This is a genomic window from Arthrobacter sp. D3-18, from assembly GCF_054408525.1.
Window position 1 is genome coordinate 2,547,929 of sequence record NZ_CP096440.1, and the last position, 23,544, is coordinate 2,571,472.

Annotated in this window: 17 protein-coding genes and 2 pseudogenes; 14 read left to right on the forward strand and 5 right to left on the reverse strand. The window is 61.8% G+C overall.

Features of this window, described 5'->3' with window-relative positions:
* Nucleotide 1: 1 nt before the first annotated feature.
* From M1D89_RS13950 to M1D89_RS13970, 5 genes are all read left to right on the forward strand, one after another.
* On the forward strand, nucleotides 2–943 hold the full coding sequence (locus M1D89_RS13950; protein WP_498644322.1) for a fumarylacetoacetate hydrolase family protein: 942 nt from the start codon (nucleotides 2–4) through the stop codon (nucleotides 941–943).
* Nucleotides 940–1,947 (forward strand): cyclase family protein, encoded by a 1,008-nt coding sequence (locus M1D89_RS13955; protein WP_498644324.1) that lies wholly within the window; start codon nucleotides 940–942, stop codon nucleotides 1,945–1,947. The genes M1D89_RS13950 and M1D89_RS13955 overlap by 4 nt, the downstream gene beginning before the upstream one ends.
* Nucleotides 1,948–2,042: 95 nt before the next feature.
* A complete protein-coding gene (locus tag M1D89_RS13960) occupies nucleotides 2,043–3,167 on the forward strand; it encodes an FAD-dependent oxidoreductase (protein ID WP_498644326.1) in 1,125 nt (374 codons plus the stop codon).
* On the forward strand, nucleotides 3,164–4,243 hold the full coding sequence (locus M1D89_RS13965) for an amidohydrolase family protein (RefSeq protein ID WP_498644328.1): 1,080 nt from the start codon (nucleotides 3,164–3,166) through the stop codon (nucleotides 4,241–4,243). Before M1D89_RS13960 ends, M1D89_RS13965 begins: the two co-directional genes overlap by 4 nt.
* 10 nt (nucleotides 4,244–4,253) lie before the next feature.
* Nucleotides 4,254–5,255: a fumarylacetoacetate hydrolase family protein gene (locus tag M1D89_RS13970; RefSeq protein ID WP_498644330.1), complete on the forward strand. Its 1,002-nt coding sequence runs from the start codon at nucleotides 4,254–4,256 to the stop codon at nucleotides 5,253–5,255.
* A 185-nt stretch (nucleotides 5,256–5,440) separates the two neighbouring features.
* On the opposite strand, the gene M1D89_RS13975 is transcribed toward M1D89_RS13970, so the two are convergent.
* From M1D89_RS13975 to M1D89_RS13995, 5 genes and pseudogenes are all read right to left on the reverse strand, one after another.
* Nucleotides 5,441–6,115: a beta-xylosidase family glycoside hydrolase gene (locus tag M1D89_RS13975; protein ID WP_498644332.1), complete on the reverse strand. Its 675-nt coding sequence runs from the start codon at nucleotides 6,113–6,115 to the stop codon at nucleotides 5,441–5,443.
* 24 nt (nucleotides 6,116–6,139) lie between these two features.
* Nucleotides 6,140–6,322 (reverse strand): annotated as a pseudogene (locus tag M1D89_RS13980) (family 43 glycosylhydrolase); the annotation flags it as partial.
* A 125-nt stretch (nucleotides 6,323–6,447) separates the two neighbouring features.
* Nucleotides 6,448–6,993, reverse strand: a pseudogene (locus M1D89_RS13985) (family 43 glycosylhydrolase); the annotation flags it as partial.
* A 26-nt stretch (nucleotides 6,994–7,019) separates the two neighbouring features.
* Nucleotides 7,020–10,202, reverse strand: a complete 3,183-nt coding sequence (locus M1D89_RS13990) for a glycosyl hydrolase (protein ID WP_498650957.1) — start codon at nucleotides 10,200–10,202, stop codon at nucleotides 7,020–7,022.
* 5 nt (nucleotides 10,203–10,207) lie between these two features.
* On the reverse strand, nucleotides 10,208–12,067 hold the full coding sequence (locus tag M1D89_RS13995) for a glycoside hydrolase family 3 protein (protein WP_498644334.1): 1,860 nt from the start codon (nucleotides 12,065–12,067) through the stop codon (nucleotides 10,208–10,210).
* Nucleotides 12,068–12,264: 197 nt separating this feature from the next.
* Here M1D89_RS13995 and M1D89_RS14000 point away from each other — a divergent pair, with 197 nt between their 5' ends.
* The 9 genes from M1D89_RS14000 to M1D89_RS14040 all read left to right on the forward strand — a co-directional run bounded on the left by M1D89_RS14000 (nucleotide 12,265) and on the right by M1D89_RS14040 (nucleotide 23,536).
* Entirely contained in the window at nucleotides 12,265–13,533 is a 1,269-nt protein-coding gene (locus M1D89_RS14000) for an ROK family transcriptional regulator (protein WP_498644336.1), read from the forward strand.
* A 315-nt stretch (nucleotides 13,534–13,848) separates the two neighbouring features.
* A complete protein-coding gene (locus M1D89_RS14005) occupies nucleotides 13,849–15,366 on the forward strand; it encodes an ABC transporter substrate-binding protein (protein ID WP_498644338.1) in 1,518 nt (505 codons plus the stop codon).
* 81 nt (nucleotides 15,367–15,447) lie between these two features.
* On the forward strand, nucleotides 15,448–16,383 hold the full coding sequence (locus M1D89_RS14010; RefSeq protein WP_498650958.1) for an ABC transporter permease: 936 nt from the start codon (nucleotides 15,448–15,450) through the stop codon (nucleotides 16,381–16,383).
* Entirely contained in the window at nucleotides 16,380–18,215 is a 1,836-nt protein-coding gene (locus M1D89_RS14015) for a dipeptide/oligopeptide/nickel ABC transporter permease/ATP-binding protein (protein WP_498644340.1), read from the forward strand. The genes M1D89_RS14010 and M1D89_RS14015 overlap by 4 nt, the downstream gene beginning before the upstream one ends.
* Nucleotides 18,212–19,096: an ATP-binding cassette domain-containing protein gene (locus M1D89_RS14020; protein ID WP_498644342.1), complete on the forward strand. Its 885-nt coding sequence runs from the start codon at nucleotides 18,212–18,214 to the stop codon at nucleotides 19,094–19,096. The genes M1D89_RS14015 and M1D89_RS14020 overlap by 4 nt, the downstream gene beginning before the upstream one ends.
* 52 nt (nucleotides 19,097–19,148) lie before the next feature.
* The gene (locus M1D89_RS14025) at nucleotides 19,149–20,702 is read left to right on the forward strand and encodes a GMC oxidoreductase (protein ID WP_498644344.1); all 1,554 of its coding nucleotides are present in this window, start codon (nucleotides 19,149–19,151) and stop codon (nucleotides 20,700–20,702) included.
* A gap of 7 nt (nucleotides 20,703–20,709) precedes the next feature.
* Nucleotides 20,710–21,114 carry a C-glycoside deglycosidase beta subunit domain-containing protein gene (locus M1D89_RS14030; protein ID WP_498644346.1) on the forward strand — a complete coding sequence of 135 codons (405 nt, stop codon included), beginning with the start codon at nucleotides 20,710–20,712 and terminating at the stop codon, nucleotides 21,112–21,114.
* A complete protein-coding gene (locus M1D89_RS14035) occupies nucleotides 21,111–22,004 on the forward strand; it encodes a sugar phosphate isomerase/epimerase family protein (RefSeq protein WP_498644348.1) in 894 nt (297 codons plus the stop codon). The genes M1D89_RS14030 and M1D89_RS14035 overlap by 4 nt, the downstream gene beginning before the upstream one ends.
* Nucleotides 22,001–23,536, forward strand: a complete 1,536-nt coding sequence (locus M1D89_RS14040; RefSeq protein WP_498644350.1) for an MDR family MFS transporter — start codon at nucleotides 22,001–22,003, stop codon at nucleotides 23,534–23,536. Before M1D89_RS14035 ends, M1D89_RS14040 begins: the two co-directional genes overlap by 4 nt.
* Nucleotides 23,537–23,544: the final 8 nt, after the last annotated feature.

A 23,544-nucleotide genomic window follows, 5' to 3' on the forward strand; every position in this document is an offset into this window, starting at 1 on the left:
GATGGCCAACGCAACATACTCCCTGATCCGATTCCACGAACCCAGCGACAGCAAAGCCAAGGCGGGCCTGCTGATAGGCGAACGTGTCCTGCCACTGGATGCGGACATTAACTCACTGATCCAGCACTGGGAAACGACCGAAAGTGAGCTCGACCAGCTAGCAGCATCGGTTGGCGCACAAACAGGCCTGGCGTTGTCCGCCGTCGACGTCCTCGCCCCGGTGGAACCCGCCCAGGTCCTGCAGACCGGAGCCAACTACCGCAAGCACGTCATTGACTTGGCCGTGGCACACCGCGACGCCGGCCAGGATGCTGAGGAGGTGCGCGCAAAGACGGCCGCCATGATGGATGAGCGCGCGGGCCAGGGAACGCCGTACTTCTTCATCGGCCTCCCGACCGCGATCGCATCCGCCACGGACGACCTCGTCCTGCCGGGGTACAGCAAGTCCCACGACTGGGAGCTGGAACTGGCGGCCGTGATCGGTAAAGAGGCCTTCCGTGTCACCCCGGAAGAAGCCCTCGATCACGTCTTCGGGTACACCATGGTCAACGACATCACCACCCGCGAGTACGTCTTCCGCAAGGACATGCCCGCCATCGGATCGGACTGGTACCGGGCCAAGAACGCCCCCGGCTTCCTGCCCACAGGGCCCCTTCTGGTACCGGCCAAGTTCTTCGGTGACCCACAGGATGTCCAGGTCAGGCTCAAGCTCAACGGCCAGGCGATGCAGGATGAATCCACGCAGGACATGATCTTCGGTGTGGCCAAGCTTGTCAGCGAAGCTTCGCAGACAATGCCACTGAAGCCCGGAGATCTGGTCCTGACAGGCAGCCCTGCCGGCAATGGCCAGCACTGGGGACGGCTCCTTCAGGACGGCGATATCATGGAAGGCACCATCACCGGGCTGGGCACCCAACTCATCCGTTGCAAGGACGAACAGTGACCACCGAGGCCGTGCACCCGGCAGCTATCCAGCGCGCGGATCCGCTGGCCAGCATTGCTGACGCCGCTGGACGGTACAACAATTGGGGCCGCTGGGGCGCAGACGACGTCCTTGGGACGCTGAACTTTATCGATGCCGCAAAACGGGTCGAGGCTGCTGCGCTGGTGACCACCGGGGAGGCGTTTTCCTTGTCCCAGCCCTTCGACACCAACGGGCCCCAGAAGGGGTGGCGTCGCCGGACCAACCCCGTACACACCATGACGGACACCGGAGTTGACGCGGAACGCGGCAACCAAGGGTTCCCCCATGGCTTCGGCGGCGCCGATGATGTTATTGCCATGCCATTGCAGTGCTCTACGCAGTGGGACGGGCTCGGCCACATCTTTGACCGTGGCAAGGCTTGGAACGGACGGGCAGCCGGAGATGTGGTCACCTCCGAGGGGGATCTGGTCACCGGGATTCAAACGGCCGCGGCCAAGATCGTGACCCGTGGTGTCTTGCTGGACGTCGGCCGTGCACTCGGTCCGGAGCTGGGACGTACGGATGAGGAACTCCCCGATGGCTTTGCGATCACCCCGGAACACCTTGAACGCACCATTGAACGTCAGGGCCCCGGCTCCGCGGTTCGCCGTGGCGACATCGTGGTGATCCGAACAGGCCAGTACACCCGAGTCCGCCGTGAAGGATGGGGAGACTATGCAGGCGGGTCTGCGCCGGGATTGTCCTTCAGCACCGCGGCCTGGCTGCACGCCTCTGAAATTGCCGGAATCGCGACCGACACGTGGGGCTTCGAAGTGCGTCCCAACGAATTTGACGACGCTTTCCAGCCGCTGCACCAGATCGCCATCCCCAACCTGGGGTTGTTCCTGGGCGAAATGTGGGACCCGGATGCACTTGCCGAAGCCTGCGCGGCGGACGGGAGATACGACTTCATGCTCACCGCGGCCCCGCTCCCCATCACCGGGGCTGTCGGTTCACCGGTCAATCCCATCGCAGTCCGGTAGCAGGTTCGATTATCAGGTTGAGGGCCAACGAAGGTTCCGGAGCTACAGACAGCAGCACAATAGGCAGAAACGCCGTCACCACAAAGGAGTCAAAGATGGCAGCAGTACAAAAGGTTGGAATCGTCGGAGCGGGAGCTGCGGGACTGACCGCCGCCATCCTCCTCGCCGACGCGGGCGTCGACGTCGAGATTCTGGAGAAGGCCGCTGAGCCGCAGACGCTGGGTTCGGGCATCACCTTGCAGGGCAATGCCCTGCGGATCCTGCGCGAACTCGGCGTCTGGGAGCAGGTGGAAGCGAAAGGCTACCCGTTCAGTACTCTGGGCCTGCGCGCCCCGGACCCTGCCGGCACCACCATTGCCGTGCTTGAGGACATCAGGACGGGAGGCGACGACCTGCCTGCCACCTTGGGCATGTACCGTCCCGACCTGACCGCGATCCTGCGCGAACGCGCCCTGCAGGCGGGCGCCCGCATCACTTTCGGCAAGACGGTCACGGGCATGGAGGACGACGGCGACAGCGTCACCGTGCGTACCTCCGACGGCGGCAGCGCCCGCTACGACCTACTCATCGGTGCCGATGGGCTTCATTCCGCAGTGCGCAAGGCCATCGGCATCGGCGTCGAACCCCAGCCAACCGGCATGGGCATCTGGCGGGCCTTCGTGGAACGCCCCGAGGATGTTGTTCGGACCGATCTCACCTACGGCGGGCCCTGCTTCATTGCCGGGTACTGCCCCACCGGCCCCGACTCCATCTACGCCTACCTTGTAGAGCGGGCGCAGGAACGCAAGCACGAGGACGGTCCGCGCATCATGACCGAACTCGCGGCAGCCTACGGCGGCCCGTGGAACGAGATCCGGGCCAACCTGAACCACAGCGCGCGCATCAACTACACCTGGTTCACCACGCACCTGGTGGATGGACCGTGGAATCGCGGGCGCACTGTGATCATCGGGGACGCCGCGCACAGTTGCCCCCCGACGGTCGCCCAGGGTGCCGCCATGGCCTTCGAGGACGCTGCGGTGCTCGCCGAGCTTCTCATTTCAGCCGACCATCTCACGGAAACCCTCTGGAAGGAGTTCACTGACCGCCGGTTGGAAAGGGCTACAGCCGTCGTCAAAGCCTCAGTCCAGCTTGGCCAATGGATGCTGGATGGCGTTCGCGATGCCAACGTTCCCGGGCTGATGAACTCGCTTTCCACCATGTTGAAGGAACCCGCATGAGCACTCGCCCCTCCGAAGCACCGGCACCTACAGTCGACGTGCATGCCCACATCCTGATTCCGGCCCTCCAGCAACGGGTGGCAGACGCCGACTCTGACGGTTTCGCTGCACTCCAAGCCTTGGAAATGCGGCGGAACGGCCCGGAGTCGCTCGCTGCATCGGGGCGCATGATCAAGGAACGGTGGCCTCAGCTCACGGATTTGGATCGTCGTCTGGCTGACATGGACGCCCAAGGAGTGGATGTCCAGCTCGTCTCGCCCTCGCCATCGCACTTTTACTACTTTTCAGGCGAAAAGCTTTCCCTCGAGCTCGCTAAACAGGCCAATGAGGCAGTACGTGACTTCGTGGACAGAGCACCGGACCGGTTGAACGGTCTCGGGCTCGTGCCATTGCAGCATCCCCACCTCATGGTCGAAGCACTCCAACACGCCGTCCTTGAATGTGGGCTCCTAGGCGTTGAAATTGGCTCCTTCGCAGCCACGCAGACTGACCCCGAACGCAGCACCGTGGAGCTTTCCGATCTGCGGCTTGAACCCTTCTGGAGCCGGGCAGAGGAACTGGGTGCCATAGTGTTCCTGCATCCGTTCGGCTGCTCCCTGGACGAACGTCTTGACCGTTACTACCTGGCCAATACTGTCTCCCAGCCGGCCGAGAATGCCGTGGCTTTGTCCCACCTGATTTTCAGCGGAGTTCTGGACCGGCACCCGAACCTTAAGATTGTGGCCGCCCATGGCGGAGGCTATCTTCCAACGACCATCGGCCGTTCCGACCACGCATGGAAAGTTCGTCCCGAGGCCCGACGTTGCGCCGAACCACCGTCGTCATATCTCCAGCGGATCTTCTTCGACTCCTTGGTCCATAACCCCAGGGAACTGCGCGCGCTCATCGAGGCGGCTGGCCCCGGCCAAGTCATGCTCGGCTCCGACTACCCCTTCGACATGGGGTCAGACAGACCAGTTGAAGAGGTTCATGCCGCCGGACTCCCCGAGACCGAAACCACCGGGATTCTCGCCGGCAACGCCGCCGGGCTCGGCATCACCGCTGCCGCCGCCCTCACCGCCCGCCCCACCGCGTAAGGAATCAGACATGGTCAAGATCGCCCGCTGGAATTACCACGGCGGTACGCACGCCGGGTTTGTGAAGGGCAGCAGCTGCTTTGCGTTACCCCAGGGACAAACCACGAATGACCTTTTGGACCTGGGGATTGCCGCCACTCTGGAGATCGCCTCGGAAACTTTCCGGGCGGCACCTGCAGTTCCGCTGGCCGAGGTGCAGCTGATTGCCCCGCTGATACCGGCCACCATCAGGGACTTCGTGGCGTTCGAAGAACATGTGGAAGGCGTCCGGAAGAGCATCAACGGCGTGGCCGGAGTGGTTGCCGAATGGTACGAGGCACCCACGTTCTACTTCACCAACCCGCACACTGTGACGGGCACGGGCGAGGTGATTGGAGTTCCTGCGGGATGCAGCGAACTGGACTTCGAAACCGAGGTGGCCGCCGTCGTCGGGCATGTGCCTGGAAGCGAAGGCAGGAACCTGTCTGCGCCAGACGCTCACCGGCACATCTTCGGTTACACGATTCTCAACGACTGGTCCGCACGCGACCTCCAGCGGCGCGAAATGAAGGTCAGCCTCGGACCCTGCAAAGGCAAGGACTTTGCGAACACACTGGGTCCCTGGATCGTGACGGCCGATGAGTTCGAGCACCTGCACGATGATGAGGGCTTCCTGCCCATCTCCATGGCCGTCGAAGTCAATGGGCAGCCCGTCGGACAGGATCTTCTATCCAATATGGGCTGGCCGTTCGCAGAGTTGGTGGCGTACGCGTCACAGGACTCGGTAGTGCTGCCGGGGGACGTTCTGGGCTCCGGGACGTGCGGCAGCGGCTGCCTGGCCGAGCTCTGGGGACGCAATGGCGCGAAGACCCCCCAGCCACTGACAACCGGCGACGTCGTGCGAATGACGGTCGAGGGCGTTGGATCCATCGAAAACACTGTGGGTATACGCCGCGAAGCCGTGACACGGGTCCCCGCCCGGAATCGGCCACGTACCCGGTCCATCCCTACGAAAACCCAGGCCATGCGCTGAGTGTCCTGGGCCGTTCCCTACCTAAAGGGCCCGAGCTCCGGGCCGGCTCCACGCGGCCGTAACGACCCGCGACCCCAGTCCAATCAGAGACCGATAGTGGCAGCGTGGTTGTGGGTCCGTCCTATCGAACTAAAGTGGGCGTGCCGGACTTCCCTTTCTCAAATACAGGCGCGATATCGTGTCGCTCAATCGTTGAGCGCAAGGTAGGTGAAGTTCCTGAACCGTACTTCCCCGGTACCGGCTGCGAACAGTGCCGGGCGCAGACTGAGGAGTTCGTCGGCGGTATTTGTGTTGTACCCCTCCACGTTGAACCGCAGTCCATGCCTGGTCCAGTCGGTGCCGTTCAAACTGTAGTACTGGGTGACTATGTGGTTGTCGTTGACTATTCGCAGGTGCAGCGTTCGAGCCGCAGGCGCAGGTTCACGCCAGTATGGGATTGCCCTGCCTGCGCGGTAGCTGGTCATTTGACCGCCGTCATGACCCATGCCGCAGAACAGGCGATCGCTGTAATACAGCAGCATGCCACCTTGGGCTCCGTCGCTGACGTCCATCTCCACCGTGATCTCATAGCGCCGATCGCCGACGATGCACGTTAAGGCCGAGCTGTCAGAGGGTCCTGATCCGCGGGCTTGCAGCACCAATCCGGCATCAAAGGATGCCCGGAGGTACTCGTCCTTGGACGGGGCGTGAAACGACCACTGGGTTCCAAAGCGTTCGGCGGAAAAATCATCGGACAACGGCGAGCCGTGATTTTGATCCGCTGCCCTGAAAACGGCGGGCAGGGGTGCAACCAGCGGCAATGACAGGTCTCCCCCGCCTGCCCTGGGCCATCCATCCTCGTCCCATTCGATGGGCTCCAAGAGCGTTTGCCGGCCGAGCGTGGCGAACCCGTTTTCGTAACCGTGATAGATGCTCCACCATTGGCCGTTGGGGCCCTCGAATAAGGTGGCGTGGCCCTTGCTCCACCATGGCTCGTCCGCATTCCATGTCCTGATGATCGGATTGCGGGGGCAGTCCTCCCACGGGCCATGAACGGAGCGGGAGCGGGCGACAGTGACCATATGCCCGGTGGGCGGACCGGAGGTGCCGCCAACCGCCGTCGTGAGATAAAACCATTCGCCCCGATGGGTGAGGTGAGCTTGGGCCCCTCCAGTGCGTAGGCTTCAACCACCCAGTCATCGGGGTAGCGCCAGCCGTCGTAGACGTGCTCCACTGGTCCGTTTGTAGCTAGACCGTCGGCTGTGAGCCGGACACGGCTGACTCCGCTCAGGAACAGATAGCGGTTGCCGTCCTCTCCCACCACGTGCCCCGGATCGATGTGCCCTTCGATGCCCAGGTTGATCGGCTCGCTCCAAGGTCCGGCCATGTTCTCGGCATGGATGACATAGGTCAGCACAGGCGCAGTCGGGTCCGGTGAGATGGCAGTGGGAATGATCGGTACGTAGATGAAGTACCGGCCATCCACTTTGCACATGTCCACCGCAAACACGCAGCCGATGGGCGCGGAAAGGGCAGGCCCGAGCGGTTGCCAGTTCAGCAGGTCCCGTGAGTGCCAGATGATGAGTCCGGGCGTGGACTCAAACGAGGAGAAGGTCACGTAGTAGTCATCGCCGTCGCGCAGGATGGCCGGGTCCGGGTGGTCCCCTGCGAACACCGGGTTCAGGTACGTTCCATCACCGAGGTCGGACCGGCGCTGGCCCTCCAGGCTCACAGCGGGAGGCGTTATTTTGTGTGTCATACATCCAGTCGTTTCACTAGTGGAGATTACGGGCGGTGGTTGTAGATCAAGTTCAGTGGCCCCAGTAGACCTGCCGTCAGGATTTCGGCTTCATCGTTGAACACTGTCGTCATAGGTGGGTATAGCGTCCCGGTGTTGCTGCGGGCTTCAGCAATCAGCCGGTTACGCCACGGATTGGTGACACTGATGTGGATCCGGTTCGTCCCGGGCCTCAGCGCGTCGGTGGACACCCGGTGGGGCGCCGTCCAGAGAATTCCGGCGTCCTCACCGTTGATTTTGACCTTCGCTACATCAGCAACATCGGCGAACTGGACAGCGTGAGGGAGCTCGGGGCCGTGGAGCTGGAACTCAACCTCGTAAGTGGCCGTTCCGGAGAAGTGCACCGCCCCGATTCCAGGATCGGTCCAAAAGGTGGCGTGCGTTAGTTGCACCGGATCGGAGCCGGGGATGGTGAGAGTCCATGCTCCGGCGACCTCGGTAACCCTCTCCTTCTTGGGGCCAGGATCCGCTTCGCCTCTGAGGATGAAGAGCGAACCATAGGGGGGTAGCCGTACGTCGAAGCCGTCTCCACCGTCGGATCGGGTGAGGGCACGTTGACTGAGTGCCACCGGGTCCCAGGCCACCAATCCGCCATCCGTGTTTGGCACCGTCACGGTGGTGCACAGCTCTTCATTGACAGGGTTGGCGATGAAAAGCAGTGGCTGATCGCCGTCCACCCATCGAGCAATCCGCCGTACCCGAGGGTCTCCCACCATCACCCAAGGAGGGAAATGCTCCTTAAGCACGGAAGCCAGGTCTCTAGTGGCGAAAACCTTGCCACTGTTCGAACTGTCGTTGCTCGGGCTGTCCCAAATGAGGTGACACAAACGCTCGTACTCGGTGTCCTCGTCAGCCAGCGAGCGCTTGGCCGTTGGACGTTCGCCGACCACCGTCGCACCCTGTTCCACCAATCGCAGGATGCCACGCAGGGCGGCTGTGCTCATCCTGTTGCTGGCACCGCCGAGGTACAGAAGCCTGTAGCGGGATGTACCTGCCTGCAGTTCGCCATCCTGAACGTGCAAGACCGTCCTGAGTGCATCCGGTCCGATGTAGTCGTAGTCGTAGTCAGCGGGAACGTCGTCATTGAATGCGCTACCGAAAAGCGCGGTGACGGGGGCCTCCTCGCCTATGAAGTAGGCGACATCCACGGAAGGCCGACCAAGGGAAAGAAGATGCGAGCATCGCGCCAAATAGTCCACCCAAGGCTTGGCAGTAGATGCCCAGGATTCATTGCGGGTAAATGATTGCCCGAGCGATGGCGCCAGCGCGATTCCGGGTGCTGGTACCTGCATGGGTTGGTGCGGGGAAGTGTGGATGCAGAAGCGGGTCACCCCGAGTGCCAATTGAAGGTCTGCCACATGCTTCAGGGACTTCGGTGAATCACTCCAGGGGTTACGTCCGGAGGTGAAGGCTTCGGAGCCGGTGCGGTTTCGTCCGTAGACATGTGCCACCGATGACGCCCCTTTGAGGTCTGCGACGTAAGTTGGCGCGGGACCCGCTTCAGAGCTGAAGGTCCACATGGCTCCCATGGGGACATCTGCATGCGAGCGCATGGCCAGGTCGTCGCCGAGCTGCGGCCTGCGGTCTTCCAATGCCTCGGCGTAGTAGATCGAGCCACGCCGATGTGCTTCTTCGGACAGTGTGCCGTAATAGGACTCTGCGAAGACTTCTGCGAGTGTGCGACGAAAATCCGCGAGGAAGAGGTCGCTTGAGTGGGCGTCCTCAACCAGGAAACCGGCCACGGTGAGCATCCACGGAATCATGGCGTAGCCACGGAGACGGTGGAATCCGGTGTGAAGGTTATCGGTGATGTTCTGAAGTCCGGCCTCAATGCTGTCACTGAGCAGCCCGTCAATCGGGGTGTCCTCGAACTGCGCCAGATGGGTTGAGATGTAGCGCCGAACTCTTTCACTATCGAGTTTGTCCACTTCGAGTCCTGTGGCTTCCGGGAGCGCCGGGCCGTTGGTTTGGCCTGTGAGGGAGGATCCAAAGCGAATGACTCTCCACGTGCCCTCGGGAAGCGGGCTGGTAAGCCTGCCCTGTGAAAGCTGACTGCTGACGTCAAGGATGCCGGCCAGCGGCACTGCAGCGAATGCTGCGCGCGGGTCAGTATCAAGGGGGTCATAGTCCTGCGCGGTGGCGAAACCACTCTTTGCCTCCCGGTGAGCGGGCATGCCGGACTCGTAAAGGGTGAATCCTTTGACGGCGTACTCGCTGAGTGGCCGGAATACCGGTGGGGGCACCACGCCTTTTTCAAACGCTGCCAAAACGGTGGATATCCCCTCGGCTTCGAGCCGCAACCGGAAGTGCGTCCCGCTGACGGGTGGGAAGGACATGCTCCGTGAGGGGCATTGTGTGGCGGGCAGCGTGCAGACGGTGACATAACCGCCGTCGTTATTTTGGACCTGCAGGCTGGCCGTGGCGGGCGGAGCCGCGCCGAAGCCGTACGGGCCGGGCAGCTCGATCACGCAGGAACGCACGGTCACAGGAGTGGCAAAGGACTGTTCAATCCAGGCCACGGAGGGGTTGTCCGGGTCACGGGCCAAGCGGAAACCGTCGACGCCGGTGGCACAGTTAGCGGTGACCGCTTCAGTAGGCGAGTCGGACGTGCGGACGAATGCGGGCTCCAAAGCATCGTGGGCGCTGTGGAACGGGATGGCCAAGGCAAAGAGATCTTTGGCATCTCCCGGGCCTTCATGCGGCTCGACTCCCCACCTTGGAGTGTCCTGATACGGCCCTGCGATGTCCGGGAGCTTGCTGAGTTGGGTCAACTCGCCGCCTTGGACGACAGTTTGCGACCAGACCAACTTGCGCATGGCGTCAGCCTTATCAACCCATGGGGCTCCGGAGGCGCTCCATCCTGCAGAAGTGGCAACAGTGAAGTCCAAGCCGAGCTCGTGCGCCGTCGCCACCGCAACGGCAACAGCTTCGCGCCACTGCTCGCTGCCGGGAATCACAGCCTTTTCCACCACGAGTGGATTGCCCAGCGCCCCGTCGAAGGATTGAACGCCGCGGACGCCCACAGAATGGAGCCAGCGAAGGTCGGCGCGAATGCCTTCGAGATCCACGTTGCCGTCCATCCAGTGCCACCAGGCACGCGGCCGTGCTGAATCCGGGGGATCAACGAACTCACTCCAGAGAACTTCACTCGATTGGTGTTCGCCGTTCATTCGGTTCACGTGAGCATCCCGGACTCGCTCCGGGAAGGTGAGGGCAGGCTGAGGCCGGCGCCGTAGGGGTAGAGCGGATCTTCGGTGTCGTTGGGGACGTCGGGATGTGAAGCTTCTACGGCGGCCATGGAGCGGGGCAGTTCGATCGGCAACCTGCCCTTGGGTGGGATGGTTGCCGTCAGAGCATCCAGCAGTGCAGCATCGGATGCGCCGAAGTTGGCGGTGATGGCGGTTGCCACGGTGTCGAAGGGGGTCAGGATTGCTGCCCGTTCGAGGTAGACGTCCAGGATCACGGGGAGTTCTGCTGCAAGTGCTCGTACTCGCGCGATCTCTTCGTCGGGAAAGTCGAGGCTACCCTGATGCGTCATGGCGTCCAGGAAGTACTCGTTGCGTGGCTCGAAGGGCGCTGCCAGGCGCACCAGCGCTACATCAGCCTCCGCCATCTCCGAAACGAGGATCACCTGATCGTTAATAACGGCCGGGTCCACACCTTCGACATATATGCGGGTACCGGGCGCCAGCGGCAGCAACCCTTCGTTCTTGAGGATGGTGACGGATTCTGCCTGGGCGCGGTGCCCAGCAGTCCGGAACGGCTCGGATCCGACCACCTCGTTGACCGCATCCGCATCAACATAGGGATTGTCGAAGAGTCCCAGCTCGAATTTAACCCGAAGGATTCTCAGCACCGATGCATCCACCCTCTCCGGGGACAACCTGCCGCTGGCCAGCAGCTCAAGCACCAACTCCGTGCAGAATTCACCGCCAAGCTGGTCCACGCCGGCGTCGAAAAGTTTCTCCACCCGGTCAAGTCGGCTGAGGTGCTCAACACCCCACGCCTTGGCGGGGAAGGGCAGGCCAAAGACCTCAAGGTCAGTGACAAGCTGCCAGTCGCTCAAGACAACACCCTCGAAACCGAGCTGTTCTCGAAGAAGTGACGTGATCAGGTATTTGTTGTACGAGAAGCCCACCTCTTCGACTTCCACACCATCTATCACGAGGTCTTTCGCCAGTGAGTAGTAGGGCATGATCGCGCTCGTGCCGGCGGCGATCGCTGCACGGAACGGCGCCAGGTGTTCGGTAAAGTTGCCGCCGGGGTAGATCTGGGCTTTGCCTGACGGGAAGTGTGGGTCCTCCCCGTCTTCCTGGGCGCCTCCTCCCGGAAAGTGCTTGGCGGTACAGGCTACGCTCGCGGACGACAGCGTCCCGCCCTGTAGACCTGCGATGAGCAGCGCACCGTACTCGGAGGTCACCGCGGAGTTTGAACTGAAGCTCTGCAGTTGGCGTGCCCAGCGCGGTTCAGATGCCAGGTCAATCTGCGGGTGGAGAGCTGCACGAAGACCCACGGCCACATACTCCCGTCTGGCCGTCTCCGCGAACTCGCTCATGACATCAGGATCGCCGAGTGCGGCAAAGCCCATAGGTTCGGGCCATTGCGAAAACGAGCCCGCGGCAAAGGCCATACCGTCATTTTGCGCAAAGCCATGGCGGGGATCGGTGGCAAAAGTAATGGGGATCCCGTGTGGGGTGAGCTCTGCGAGCTCCTGCATGGCATTCTGCCAACGCGCCATGTGCTGGGCGGACGGGACTTGGCCAATGTTGAAATGGTTGATGGACCTGCCCACCACAAAGTCACGCGGAGATTCCGGCCCGAACGGACTCGCTGAGTCGTGATCCGCCACCTCACCCACAACCATCACTGTGTTGAAGAGGAGCCCGACTTTTTCTTCGACCGAGAGGCTTGTCAGGAGATCCTTGGCGCGCGTGGCTGCATCCAGCCGTGGATCTTCGTACGGATCCAGCACGCCGTTTCCGTTCAAGTCGCGGTACTGGACACCGTCTTCTGTGGTCCTGGCAGATCGCCGCATGCGGCCTCCTTGTGTGATGGGTTTCATAGAGTTTATCCGCTTATCGGAAAAAGTTATAGACTGGACCTGTTCGGCACAAGCTAAAGTTGCGGATAGTGACCCAAAAGCACCCTGACCGCCGGCCATTGACGTCAAGTGCGATCAGGCTGTTGCCGCGGGTCCCATCAAGGTGCTAAAGGCGCTTGGAGGGAAAATCAATGGCCATAGAGCGGTACACCGGATTGGCATCGGTGCTGGAGACAATCCGTTGGCAGGACGGCATTACGCAGGCAAGCCTGACCGATCAGGTAGGGCTGGGGCGCAGTGTTGTTGCCGAACGGGTTGCAGAACTCGAACAGATCGGGCTTATCCATTCCCCCGGCCGCGCTCCCTCTACGGGCGGGCGGACCGCCAAGCTGTTGTCACTCAACGCCCAGGCCGGCTACGTCATAGGCGTGGATATTGCGTCCAATGAAATGGTGGTCAGTGCTTCCGATCTGGCCGGCGCCCTGCTGGGCACCCGCCATCGGGAGCTATGCGAGATCAGCCAAGGGCCCGCGCGGATCCTGGGCCAGGTCAATGCGATCATCGACGAGGTCATCAGGGAGCAAAGCGGGAACAACCTGCTGGGGATCGGCGTGGGACTGTCCGGCCCGGTCAATTTTGATACCGGCACTCCCGTTGGCGTACCGGTCATGCCGGGCTGGGAGGACTACCCCGTACGGGAAGAGTTCGCGGCGCGCTGGCCGGTTCCGGCATGGGTGGACAATCGAGTCAATCTTCTGGCGCTAGCTGAAATAGAGAGCAATCCGCGGGCTGCCAAGGCAAAGCACTTGCTCTATTTCGGGGCCGGCGCCGGAGTTGGAGCTGCCCTCATCACCGACGGCAGGCTCTACCGGGGCTCCCATGGCCTGGCAGGCTCCATTGGCCATGTGGCCGTTCCCGAGGCCGGAGTGGTTGCTTGCAGGTGCGGACGCACGGGCTGCCTTGAGGCAGTCACCAGTGGATGGGCGATTGAGCGGGATGGCCTGATGCTGGCCGAAACGGGACGCAGCCCCTACCTCGCGCAAGTCCTTAAGGAGACCGGACGTGTTCGCGCCTATGACGTGACCCTGGCCGCTGAGCACGAAGATGCCGCCGCGAAGGAGCTACTCAACCGAACAGCGGCACTCCTTGGAAGCAGCCTGGCAACCCTGGTCAGTTTCTTCGCTCCTCACATGCTGGTGGTTGGCGGTGGCATTGCCCGGGCCAAGGACATAGTGCTCAAGCCCATACAGCAAGCCGTCCTTGAACGGCTGCCCTCCACGGGCGCTCCGGACCTGCTCGTGGAGTTATCTGCGATTGACGAGCAGGTAGGCGGAGTCGTAGGTGCCGCCCAGCTTGTTCTTGGCGAGCTCTTCTCCAAAGACAACCTGCCCGGGCTCCTGGAGCGGCTGACGCAACCCCTGAGTCAAATGGGTCAAAGCAACGAAGGACTTTCTGCCTAATATTCCGAAGACCGGAAGAAGTTGTTGACTTCTTCCGGTCACCGGATTATCGTTGTAACAGGCGCCACAAAGCGCTCAACCAGCACCAACAACCTCGACGGCGAGGGAGACCACATGGAGCACACCCTCTGCATCCGTTGGCCCTGCGCCCGTAACGCATACAAGGAATCTGCGGGATTCCCTGTGAAGCAAGGCGCCTTTCCACGGCATTTCAGCCACCACTCACCGCAATACCTATCGATCTCCGTAGCGTTGTCGCCGGAGAACAGTCGGATCACTCGAAGCTGAGCTTTCGACGCCTTGTCTAGGAGAAACATGCGCAAATTAGTCGGCATTGCCGCCGTCACAGCCGTCATGGCGCTTACTGCCTGCACCGGCTCTTCCGCTGGTGGTTCCACCGCCCCCACTGAGTTGGACATAGCAGCCATTGCGCCGCCCGAGTCCTTCTCTCCGGGCAACTTCGGCACAGGCCCCACCACCCAGTTCCTTCAGCCCGTCTACGACTCCCTCTTCCGGAACACCAATGAAGGAGAACCGGCCGAGAACATCGTGACCAAGTGGTCTTACGATGACGCTCGGACCAAGCTCTCCCTCACTATCAGGGAAGGCGTCAAATTCAGCGACGGAACGCCGCTGGATGCCGCCGCGGTGAAGGCCAATCTTGATTCAGCCCGCAAGGGTACGGGTGAAGCCGGTGGGCAACTGCGCTTCATCCAGGAGGTCACCGTCACCGACGCCACCAACCTCATGGTCACGCTCTCCGCTCCTGACCCATCGCTCGTGCCGAACCTGGGCGGAACCGCCGGTGTCCTTGCCAGCCCCAAAGCCTTGGGAACCCCAGAGTTGGACACCACCCCCGTAGGTTCCGGCCCATATATCCTGGACGCAGCAAAGTCCCAGACCGGCATCAAGTACGTCTACACGCGAAACGCTGACTACTGGAACGCCAAAGACTTCCAGTTCGACACCGTCGAAGTCACGGTCTTCAACGACAACAATGCAATCCTCAACGCACTGCGGGCCGGCGAAGCCGACTTCGCAGTGGTAACCGACAAAGATGCCAACAGCCTTAAATCCGCAGGCCTGAACATCCAAACCAGCCCTGCTTACACCACCAGCGGGCTCTACTTGTTCGACCGCAAGGGCTCCCTGGTTCCTGCGCTCGCCGAGGCCAAGGTCCGCCAGGCAATCAACATGGCTTTGGATCGCGATGCCATCCACGCACAGGTCTTCGGGGGTAAAGGTAAGGGCACCAGCCAGGTCTTCAGTTCCACAAGTGACGCCTACATCCCGGAGCTGGACAAGAAGTACCCCTTCGATGTGGACGCCGCCAAGAAGCTTCTCGCCGACGCCGGTTACGCAAACGGCTTCACTTTGCCCATGCCGGATGTATCACCCGTCTATCCGGACCAGCAAGCGGCTGTAACTGAAGCGTTGACGGCTATCGGCATCACGCCGCAGTACCAGCCTGTGAACGGCCAGACCTTCATCTCGGATCTATTGGCAGGAAAGTATCCCGCAGCGATTTTCGGGCTCAACAGCCCGCGTCCGTGGGATTTCGCCCAGATCGCGCTCACTCCCGAATCCCTCTGGAATCCGTTCCGCGTCTCCGATCCCACCGTGGTGGACCTGATCAACAAAGCTCAAGGCGAAACCGGGGAGGCCCAAACCGAAACGTTCCGTCAACTGAACACCTACCTGGTGGACCAGGCCTGGTTTGCGCCCTACATCCAGTCGGACAACGTCTTCGCAAGCAACGCCGAAATCACTGTCACACCGCAGCGCTATTCCACTTTGCCGCCGCTTTGGGGCTTCACTGCCTCGAAGAAGTAGCAGGTGGGCGGCCGGCCCATCCAGGGCCGGCCGCCCCTACCCATCCCCCATCTTCCCGAAGCCCAAGGAGCTGCCGTGCTGATGTTTATCCTTCGCCGCCTGGCCTCAGGACTGGTGCTCATGTTCGTTATTTCCACTGCGACGTTCTTCCTCCTGAACCTCACGGGGCAAGACCCTGTCCGTCAGGTCTTGGGGCCAGTGGCTTCGGCCGAACAAGTGGAGGCCAAGCGCCAGCAGCTGGGCCTCGATGAACCCTTGATCACCCAATACTTCCAGTGGCTCGGATCAGCCGTCCGTGGAGATTTGGGTCGGTCCTGGTTTACCAACCAGCCCGTAGGAGAACTACTCTCCCAAACTCTCCCGCCCACGCTTTCCATGGTGATCGGGTCACTGATCCTCGCTGCCTGTTTCGGAACCTTGATCGGGGTCACCGCTGCCTTGCGCCGGGGACGACTCGACCGCGGTCTGCAGGTGGCGTCCACCCTGGTTCAGGCAATTCCCGGCTTCCTGGTGGCCCTGGTCCTGGCCTTGGTTTTCGCTGTCCAACTTCGTATGCTCCCGGCTACCGGGTTTACTGCTTTCAGCGATTCTCCGGGCAAGTGGCTTGCCTCCATCACGCTCCCCGTAGTTGCGCTGGCGTTGGGTTCCCTGGCTTCCATCGCCCTGCAGGTCCGGGGCTCCATGATCGATGTGATGCAGCAGGACTTTGTTCGAACACTGCGCAGCCGGGGCCTCCCGGAGCGAAGCGTTGTGGTGAAGCATGCCTTGCGCAGCGCCGCCGGGCCAAGCCTCACCACGGTATCCCTGATGTTCATCGTGGCCATCTCCAGCTCGGTGATCATTGAGAAAGTCTTCAATATCCCCGGTATCGGCACCCAGGCCAACAACTCAGCCAGCCGTGGCGACCTGCCCGTTGTGCTCGGGATTGTCCTGGTCACCGTGGTGCTCGTCGTCGTCGTCAACCTCCTCGTCGATCTGGCGCAAGGCTGGATCAATCCGAAAGTTCGTGTCTCATGACCGATAACCTAGTCACCGGCACCCGCAAGTCCCTTGAAGTGGTTAGCTCCGCGCCACAAGGCGACAAATTGATCAAGAAGTTTCTTCGTGAACCCGCAGCAGTGATTTCCCTGGTGTTCCTCGCCTTGCTCGGGCTGGTGGCGATCCTCGCACCATTGATCTCCTCCTACGATCCCACTGCCACCCGCCTCGCCGATGTCCTTGCACCTCCATTCAGCCCTGAGCACCCACTGGGCGCTGACGGCGTGGGCCGCGACGTACTGGCCAACCTCGTCTACGGCGCCCAGACCAGCCTCTCAAGTGCCGCGATCGTCATCGCCGTGAGCCTGCTGATTGGCGTACCCACCGGGCTCCTGGCAGGTTACCGCCAGGGATGGATCGACGGTGTCAGCATGTGGATCAGTGGTGCCCTGTTATCGCTGCCGGCAATCGTTGTGCTCCTTGTAGTGCTGGCCCGTGTAGGACGCAGCACCTCACTTGCACTGGTGGTCTTCGGCATATTGATCGCCCCCTCGGTGTTCCTGCTCATCCGCGGTTCGGTCCGGGCCGTGCGGGAAGAACTGTACGTGGACGCAGCCCGGGTCTCCGGCTTGAGCGATATCCGCATCATGGTTCGCCACATCCTTCCCGTAGTCATCACGCCCACCATCATCCAGGCGGCGTTGTTGGCAGGCGCCGGCATTGGAATCGAAGCAGGCATCGCCTTCCTTGGCCTTGGCTCCTCTGACAAGGCCAGTTGGGGCCTGATGCTCAACGACGCATCGCAGAACATCTTCAACGCTCCCTGGCTGCTCCTCTGGCCAAGCGTTGCCCTGGTGTTGACGGTCATGGCCTGCACCTTGGTAGGAAACGGCTTCCGCGACGCTTTGGCGAACTACGGATCATCTGCCGGCCCCGCCAGGAAAGTAAAAGCTGCAAAGCATGCCAGTACAACTCCTGAACCTGCACGGCCAGTGAAGAAAGCGCCTGTGGATCCTGGCGACGCACTCCTGGTCATCGACGATCTCCGGGTTTCCTACCCCCGCCCCAACGGTGAGAAGTCCGACGTCGTCAACGGCATCTCCTTGAAAGTGGAGCGCGGCCAGATCCTTGGCCTGGTGGGAGAATCAGGCTCCGGTAAGTCGCAGACTGCCTTCTCGGTCCTGGGACTCTTGCCCGGTCAAGCCGAAATGTCTGCGGGGACGTTGAGTTTTGCAGGAGCGGATCTGCTGGGGATGACTCCAAAGGAGCGCAATAGCCTACGTGGCGCCCGGATCGGGTACATCCCGCAGGAGCCCATGAGCAACCTCGATCCCGCCTTCCGCATCGGGTCCCAACTCACCGAGCCAATGCAACACCATTTGGGAATCTCAGCGAAGGCTGCAAAAGATGAAGCCATCAAACTGCTAGCCCGCGTGGGCATTCCTGATCCGGAGCGGGTCTTCAAGTCCTACCCGCATCAAGTCTCAGGCGGCATGGCGCAGCGTGTGCTCATTGCCGGAGCCGTTTCCTGCAATCCTGAACTGCTCATTGCCGACGAACCCACCACCGCTCTGGACGTCACGGTGCAGGCCGACGTGCTGGACCTGATTCGCAGCCTTCAGGCAGAACGCGGCATGGGTGTGGTCCTGGTGACCCACAACTTCGGCGTCGTCGCGGATCTGTGCGATCAAGTGGCCGTGATGCGCAACGGAGAAATCGTGGAGGTAGCTGAGGTCACTGAGCTGTTCATCAACCCCCGGGAAGAGTACACACGGCTCCTCTTGGAATCTGCCCTCGATTCGACCTCGAAACCACAGGGTGAACATGCCGTCGTTTCCAAGAAGACCACCGAGACAGAAGGTGCACGATGACTTCCCTTAGCCAGACGCTGCCCGAAGCTGAGCCCCTTCTGCGGATCACGGACCTGACGGTCGACTACAGGGTGGGCGGGTTCGGCAGGAAACGGACATTCCGGGCATTGCAAGGCGTGAGCCTGGACATCAAAGCCGGGGAAACCCTGGGACTCGTAGGCGAGTCCGGATCCGGTAAGTCAACCATCGGCCGTGCCGTACTCGGGCTCGCACCAGTGACCGGCGGCGACATCCGTTTCGACGGCAGGTCAATCACCAAGCTCAGCAAGAAAGAACGCCGGGCGCTGAGCAGCGACATTCAGGTGGTTTTCCAAGATCCTTATACCTCCCTGAATCCGTCCATGACCATCAGCGACATTTTGTCCGAGCCGATGCAGGTATCCGGAACGTCCAAGGTTGATGCTCAACGACGGGTCCGGGAACTCCTGGATGTGGTGAATCTGCCCTCCAACGCCAGCGCCCGCTACCCTCGCGAGTTCTCCGGTGGCCAAAGGCAACGCATTGCCATTGCCCGGTCCCTGTGCAGGAATCCCAAGCTCATTGTGTGTGATGAGCCGGTCAGTGCCTTGGACTTGTCCACCCAGGCACGCGTTCTTCAACTTTTCTCCGACATTCAAGAGCAGACCGGGGTTTCGCTCCTGTTTGTCACTCACGATCTGGACGTGGTGAGGCACATCAGCGAGCGCGTGGCAGTGATGCGGCGGGGAGAAATCGTGGAAACCGGCATCACGGAACAGGTTATTGCCAAGCCGCACCATGCTTACACGAAGGCCCTCCTCCTGGCCTCACCTATCGCCAACCCGGCCCGGCAGGCCGAACGGCGCCGGGAACGACGACTTTTCCTTGACGCTCAACCCGCACTGGCCACAGCTGCCCGCTGAGCAAACCCTCAGGGCGTGAAGCCCTCCCTTCTACAGACTCCTGGAGAACAGCATGACCACCACCGCAGTACCTTCAGCGCGCCCTTATCCAGCTGTCGTTGACGTCGCAATTATCGGCAGCGGCCCTGCCGGCGCCACGTATGCACGGATACTCTCCGAGCTCAGCCCCCAGGCCAGCATTGCCATCTTCGAAGCAGGACCGACCATCAGCGATCCCCCCGGATCCCACGTGAAGAACATCGCAAGTGTCCAGGACCGCGAAGTTGCCCAGCGCCGTTCGGAGGGAAAAGTGAGCGCCCTGCCAACCGGCGGGAACCTCGCAGAGTACGCCCGCGACGTCGCACGCCCAGTGCGGCCCGGCACCTTCCTGCTCGATGACGGTTGGCAGCAGCCCGGCGAGGCTGGACTGCCGGGTCTTGCATTCTCCAGCAATGTTGGCGGGATGGCGGCCCACTGGACAGGGGCATGCCCGCGTCCAGGTGGGAGCGAGCGCATCGCGTTCCTTCCGAACATGGATGAGCTTCTGAGCGAGGCCGAACGCCTCCTCTCGGTCAGCTCGGAGGCCCTGGCTGATGCTCCCCTGGCCGATCTCGTCCGCTCACGTCTGGCAGCAGCGCTCGACGGCGGCCGCGCACCTGACCGTCGTGTTCAGCCCATGCCGCTGGCGGTCCGCCGCACGGACGACGGCCGCTTCATCTGGTCTGGAGCTGACGTGGTGTTCGGTGACGAGACGCGGAACAACCCCCGGGCCCGCCTGTTCGACGAAAGCGTGGTTGTGCGGGTGCTGACCAACGGAGATGAGGTCAGCGGTGTGCGGGTTCGCGACGACAAGACAGGTGACGAGCATGAAATTAGTGCCCGGTACGTCGTAGTTGCCGCCGATGCCCTCCGCGGTCCGCAGCTGCTCTTCGCGTCCGGTATCCGCCCCGAAGCACTCGGCCGGTACCTGAACGACCAGCCTCAGATTGTCCACGCTGTCCGGTTGACCGGCGTCGAGGATGATGTTCCCGCTGCTTCGTCAAGCGACACCACCATCACCGCCCAAAGCGGGGTCAGCTGGGTGCCCTTCACTGATGAGCAGCCCTTTCATGGGCAGGTCATGCAACTGGACGCTTCGCCGGTGCCCATCTCAGGGGACGTCATCCCTGGTTCAATCGTGGGGCTGGGGTGGTTCTGCGCCAAAGACCTTCAAGCGTCGGACCGCGTTGTCTTCTCCGAAGACACCACCGATGCCTATGGGCTGCCGGCAATGAACATCCACTACACCTTCACCGAACGTGACGAGCAGACACTGTCCGCAGCACGCCAATCGGTGGTTGCCGCTGCCCGGTCCTTGGGCGAACCATTGGGCGATGAACCGCTCACCTTCCCTGCCGGCGCCTCACTGCACTATCAAGGCACGCTGCGGATGGGGACATCCAACGACGGCACCGCTGTGTGCGATCCCACCGGACAAGTGTGGGACGTCAGGGGATTGTTCGTCGCCGGCAATGGTGTCATCCCCACCCCCACAGCCTGCAACCCCACGTTGACCGGAGTGGCCTTGGCCGTCGCCGGTGCACGCCACATCGCCGAATCAATCAACTCCACGTCCACAGAGAAGTGAGGAAAACATGGTCCTCGAACGAGAACTGATCCAAAGCCGGGGCTTTCGCAACGTCCAGGAAGGAACCGACATTGTCGGTTTCGAGATAGCCCTACGCATGCCCAACTACCGGGGCGTCTGGGGAAGCCTCATCGACGGTGTGGCTGTCACCGTGGACGGTCAGGAATGGAGCCGGGAAGTACCGCGCTGGACACTCCAGGGGCGCACTTTCAGCATCCAGGAACTGCGCCAATCCACCGATGTCCGCTGGCAGCTCGATGAAGTGGCCACCGTCATTGTGCCGCTCGCAGGCGGCCTGGCCGTAGGTGTCCATGATGTTCGCGTTGATATTGCGCTGCACGCACCCTACATTCCGGCTGAATTCCAACCGTCCATTTTCACGTCCCAGCGAAAGGTCACGGTCCTCGCATGAGCAACCTCAAGTACGGCGTCTCCCTCTACAGCTACACCGGTGATATCAACACCGTCCTAACCCTCGAAGACGCCATGGCACAAATAGCTGACATCGGCGCCACCGGGATTGAGATTCTGGGTGAAGGTCATGTGCCCAACTATCCGGAACCCTCCACCGCATGGATTGACCAATGGTACGGGCTGCTCGAAAAATACCAGCTGGAGCCCACCAACTACGGGTCGTGGATCGACTCGAGCATGTGGCGCAGCCGCGACCTCACCGCTGATGAGGGTGCTGAGATGCTGGCTCGTGATCTTCGGCTGGCCCACCGCCTTGGATTCACCTCAGTCCGACCCAAGATCGGTGTGGTGTCCATGGACCTGCGCCCCCACCCGATCTGGGAGGAAGTGATCGAGCGCAACCTCGATCTCGCAGCCGAGCTGGATCTCATCATTTGCCCGGAAATCCATGCGCCCACTCCCATCAAACACCCGGTGGTGGACGAGTACATCGAGTTCATCGAACGGACCGGATCGAAGAACTTCCGCCTGCTGATCGACACCGGCATCTTCCAAAGGGCAATCACCACCGCCAAGCATGACGGCCTCAGCGAAGAAGCCCAGGAAGAAGGCTGGCGTAAACCCCTTGCCGTTCCCATGTCGGACCTGGTGGATGTCCTCCCCCACGTGTCCTTCATTCAGGCCAAGTTCTTCGACATCGACGATGACCTTGTTGACGGCCAGATACCTTGGCGCGAGATCCTTCAGACCCTGAAGGAGAACGAATGGTCCGGTTACCTGTCCAGCGAATACGAAGGCGATCGGCTGCCCTACCGATCCATTGAACAGGTCCGGCGGCAGCATGCGCTTCTGCACAGCCTGGAGGCCGAGATCGACGGGACGCCGTGACCGGAGTCCGCAACAGCAACCACAACACAGTCCGGATCTCTCCCACTCGGCTCCGGCTCCTCATGGCAGCGCTCCTGGCGGTGTCATTCCTTGGAGCCCTCGATCACACCATCGTTTCGACGTCCTTGGCCACTGTTGCCGGCGAACTCGGAGCCCTCCAGCACATGAGCTGGGTGGTAGTGGGCTACACGCTCGCAAGCACTGTCCTGCTCCCGGTACTCGGAGGGCTGGGCGATCGAGTTGGACCGCGGATGGTCTTCCTCATTGCGCTGATCGGCTTCGTTGCAGCTTCCTTCGTGTGTGGCATGGCGCAGGATATGACCCAGCTCGTCGTCGCCCGGGTCCTCCAGGGCATGAGCGCCGCGGGTCTCCAGCTGATGTCGCAGACGATCGTTGCCGAGGTCACCACGCCCAGGCAACGTCCTGCGTACCTCTCACTGATCGGCGCTGCTTTTCCGGTTGCAATTTTAATCGGGCCGCTCCTCGGCGGTCTGATCACGGACCACTGGGGGTGGCCCTGGGTATTTTGGATCAACGTCCCGGTGGGGCTTACCGCACTTCTCCTGGCAGTCATTGCCGTTCCGCACATCGAACCGGCGGGCAAAAAACGGTTCGACGTCGTGGGTGCAGTGCTGCTCACCGCTGTCCTTGTGGCGGTTGTGCTGGCAGTTGCGTGGTTCAGTTCCGCTAACTCCGCAGCATGGATCGCCCTTGGAGCAGGTGTCGCAGCGCTGGGTGGGCTGGTCGTCGTCGAGCGTGGTCAGCGCAACCCCATCATCCCGGTTCACCTGTTCCGCAACCGCACCTTCAGTGCAGGCGTGGGACTCTCAGCAGTCATGGGTGCCGGGCTCATTTCAGCTACGGCGTACCTCCCAACGTATTTCCAGATGGCCTATGGCGTGAGTGCCACCATCTCAGGGTTGGTGCCTATCGCCACCGTGCTGGGAATGTTGGTGGGCAATCTGGTGACGGGCTGGCTTGCCTCCCGGACGGGCCGCTACCGCGTTTTTCCCATCGTCGGAACGGTGATGGGAGCACTCGGACTTGGAGCCATGTCCTTCCTGCCGGGAGGCGCACCACTGTGGGTCCCGGCGTTGATCATGGCGTTCGTGGGGCTCGGCACGGGAGCGTTCATGAGTCTCGCCATTGCGATCGTGCAAAGTGCTGCACCACGCAGCGAACTCGGCGCCGCAACCGCGACCGCCGGGCTAAGCGGGCAGATCGGATCCACCATCGGATCAGCCGTAGTAGGCGGAGTGGTGGGGTTCGGCGTCGCGTCGCTCTTGCCAACCGGGCTCGATCCCCACACCCTGACACCTGCCTTGGTCCATGCCGCCGACCCCGCTTTGCAGGCTGGGATCGCGTCGATTTACCACGACGTATTCTCTCCCGTGTTCCTTGCACTGGCCGGCGTCTACATCCTGGGTTTCATTGCAGCGTTGCTGCTGCCCAATGGACGCCTTTCGGATGAAGCCGCCGTCTCCGCAGCCGACGCTGAGACTCTGGACAACCCTGCCAACCTGGCACTGTAAGCGAAGGA

Coding starts and splice junctions, on each gene's coding strand:
- M1D89_RS14015 (WP_498644340.1), top strand. CDS start 16,380: ATGACCGATAACCTAGTCACCGGCACCCGCAAGTCCCTTGAAGTGGTT.
- M1D89_RS14010 (WP_498650958.1), top strand. CDS start 15,448: ATGTTTATCCTTCGCCGCCTGGCCTCAGGACTGGTGCTCATGTTCGTT.
- M1D89_RS13970 (WP_498644330.1), top strand. CDS start 4,254: ATGGTCAAGATCGCCCGCTGGAATTACCACGGCGGTACGCACGCCGGG.
- M1D89_RS14035 (WP_498644348.1), top strand. CDS start 21,111: ATGAGCAACCTCAAGTACGGCGTCTCCCTCTACAGCTACACCGGTGAT.
- M1D89_RS14030 (WP_498644346.1), top strand. CDS start 20,710: ATGGTCCTCGAACGAGAACTGATCCAAAGCCGGGGCTTTCGCAACGTC.
- M1D89_RS14000 (WP_498644336.1), top strand. CDS start 12,265: ATGGCCATAGAGCGGTACACCGGATTGGCATCGGTGCTGGAGACAATC.
- M1D89_RS13965 (WP_498644328.1), top strand. CDS start 3,164: ATGAGCACTCGCCCCTCCGAAGCACCGGCACCTACAGTCGACGTGCAT.
- M1D89_RS14025 (WP_498644344.1), top strand. CDS start 19,149: ATGACCACCACCGCAGTACCTTCAGCGCGCCCTTATCCAGCTGTCGTT.
- M1D89_RS13950 (WP_498644322.1), top strand. CDS start 2: ATGGCCAACGCAACATACTCCCTGATCCGATTCCACGAACCCAGCGAC.
- M1D89_RS14005 (WP_498644338.1), top strand. CDS start 13,849: ATGCGCAAATTAGTCGGCATTGCCGCCGTCACAGCCGTCATGGCGCTT.
- M1D89_RS13960 (WP_498644326.1), top strand. CDS start 2,043: ATGGCAGCAGTACAAAAGGTTGGAATCGTCGGAGCGGGAGCTGCGGGA.
- M1D89_RS14020 (WP_498644342.1), top strand. CDS start 18,212: ATGACTTCCCTTAGCCAGACGCTGCCCGAAGCTGAGCCCCTTCTGCGG.
- M1D89_RS13995 (WP_498644334.1), bottom strand. CDS start 12,067: ATGCGGCGATCTGCCAGGACCACAGAAGACGGTGTCCAGTACCGCGAC.
- M1D89_RS13990 (WP_498650957.1), bottom strand. CDS start 10,202: ATGAACGGCGAACACCAATCGAGTGAAGTTCTCTGGAGTGAGTTCGTT.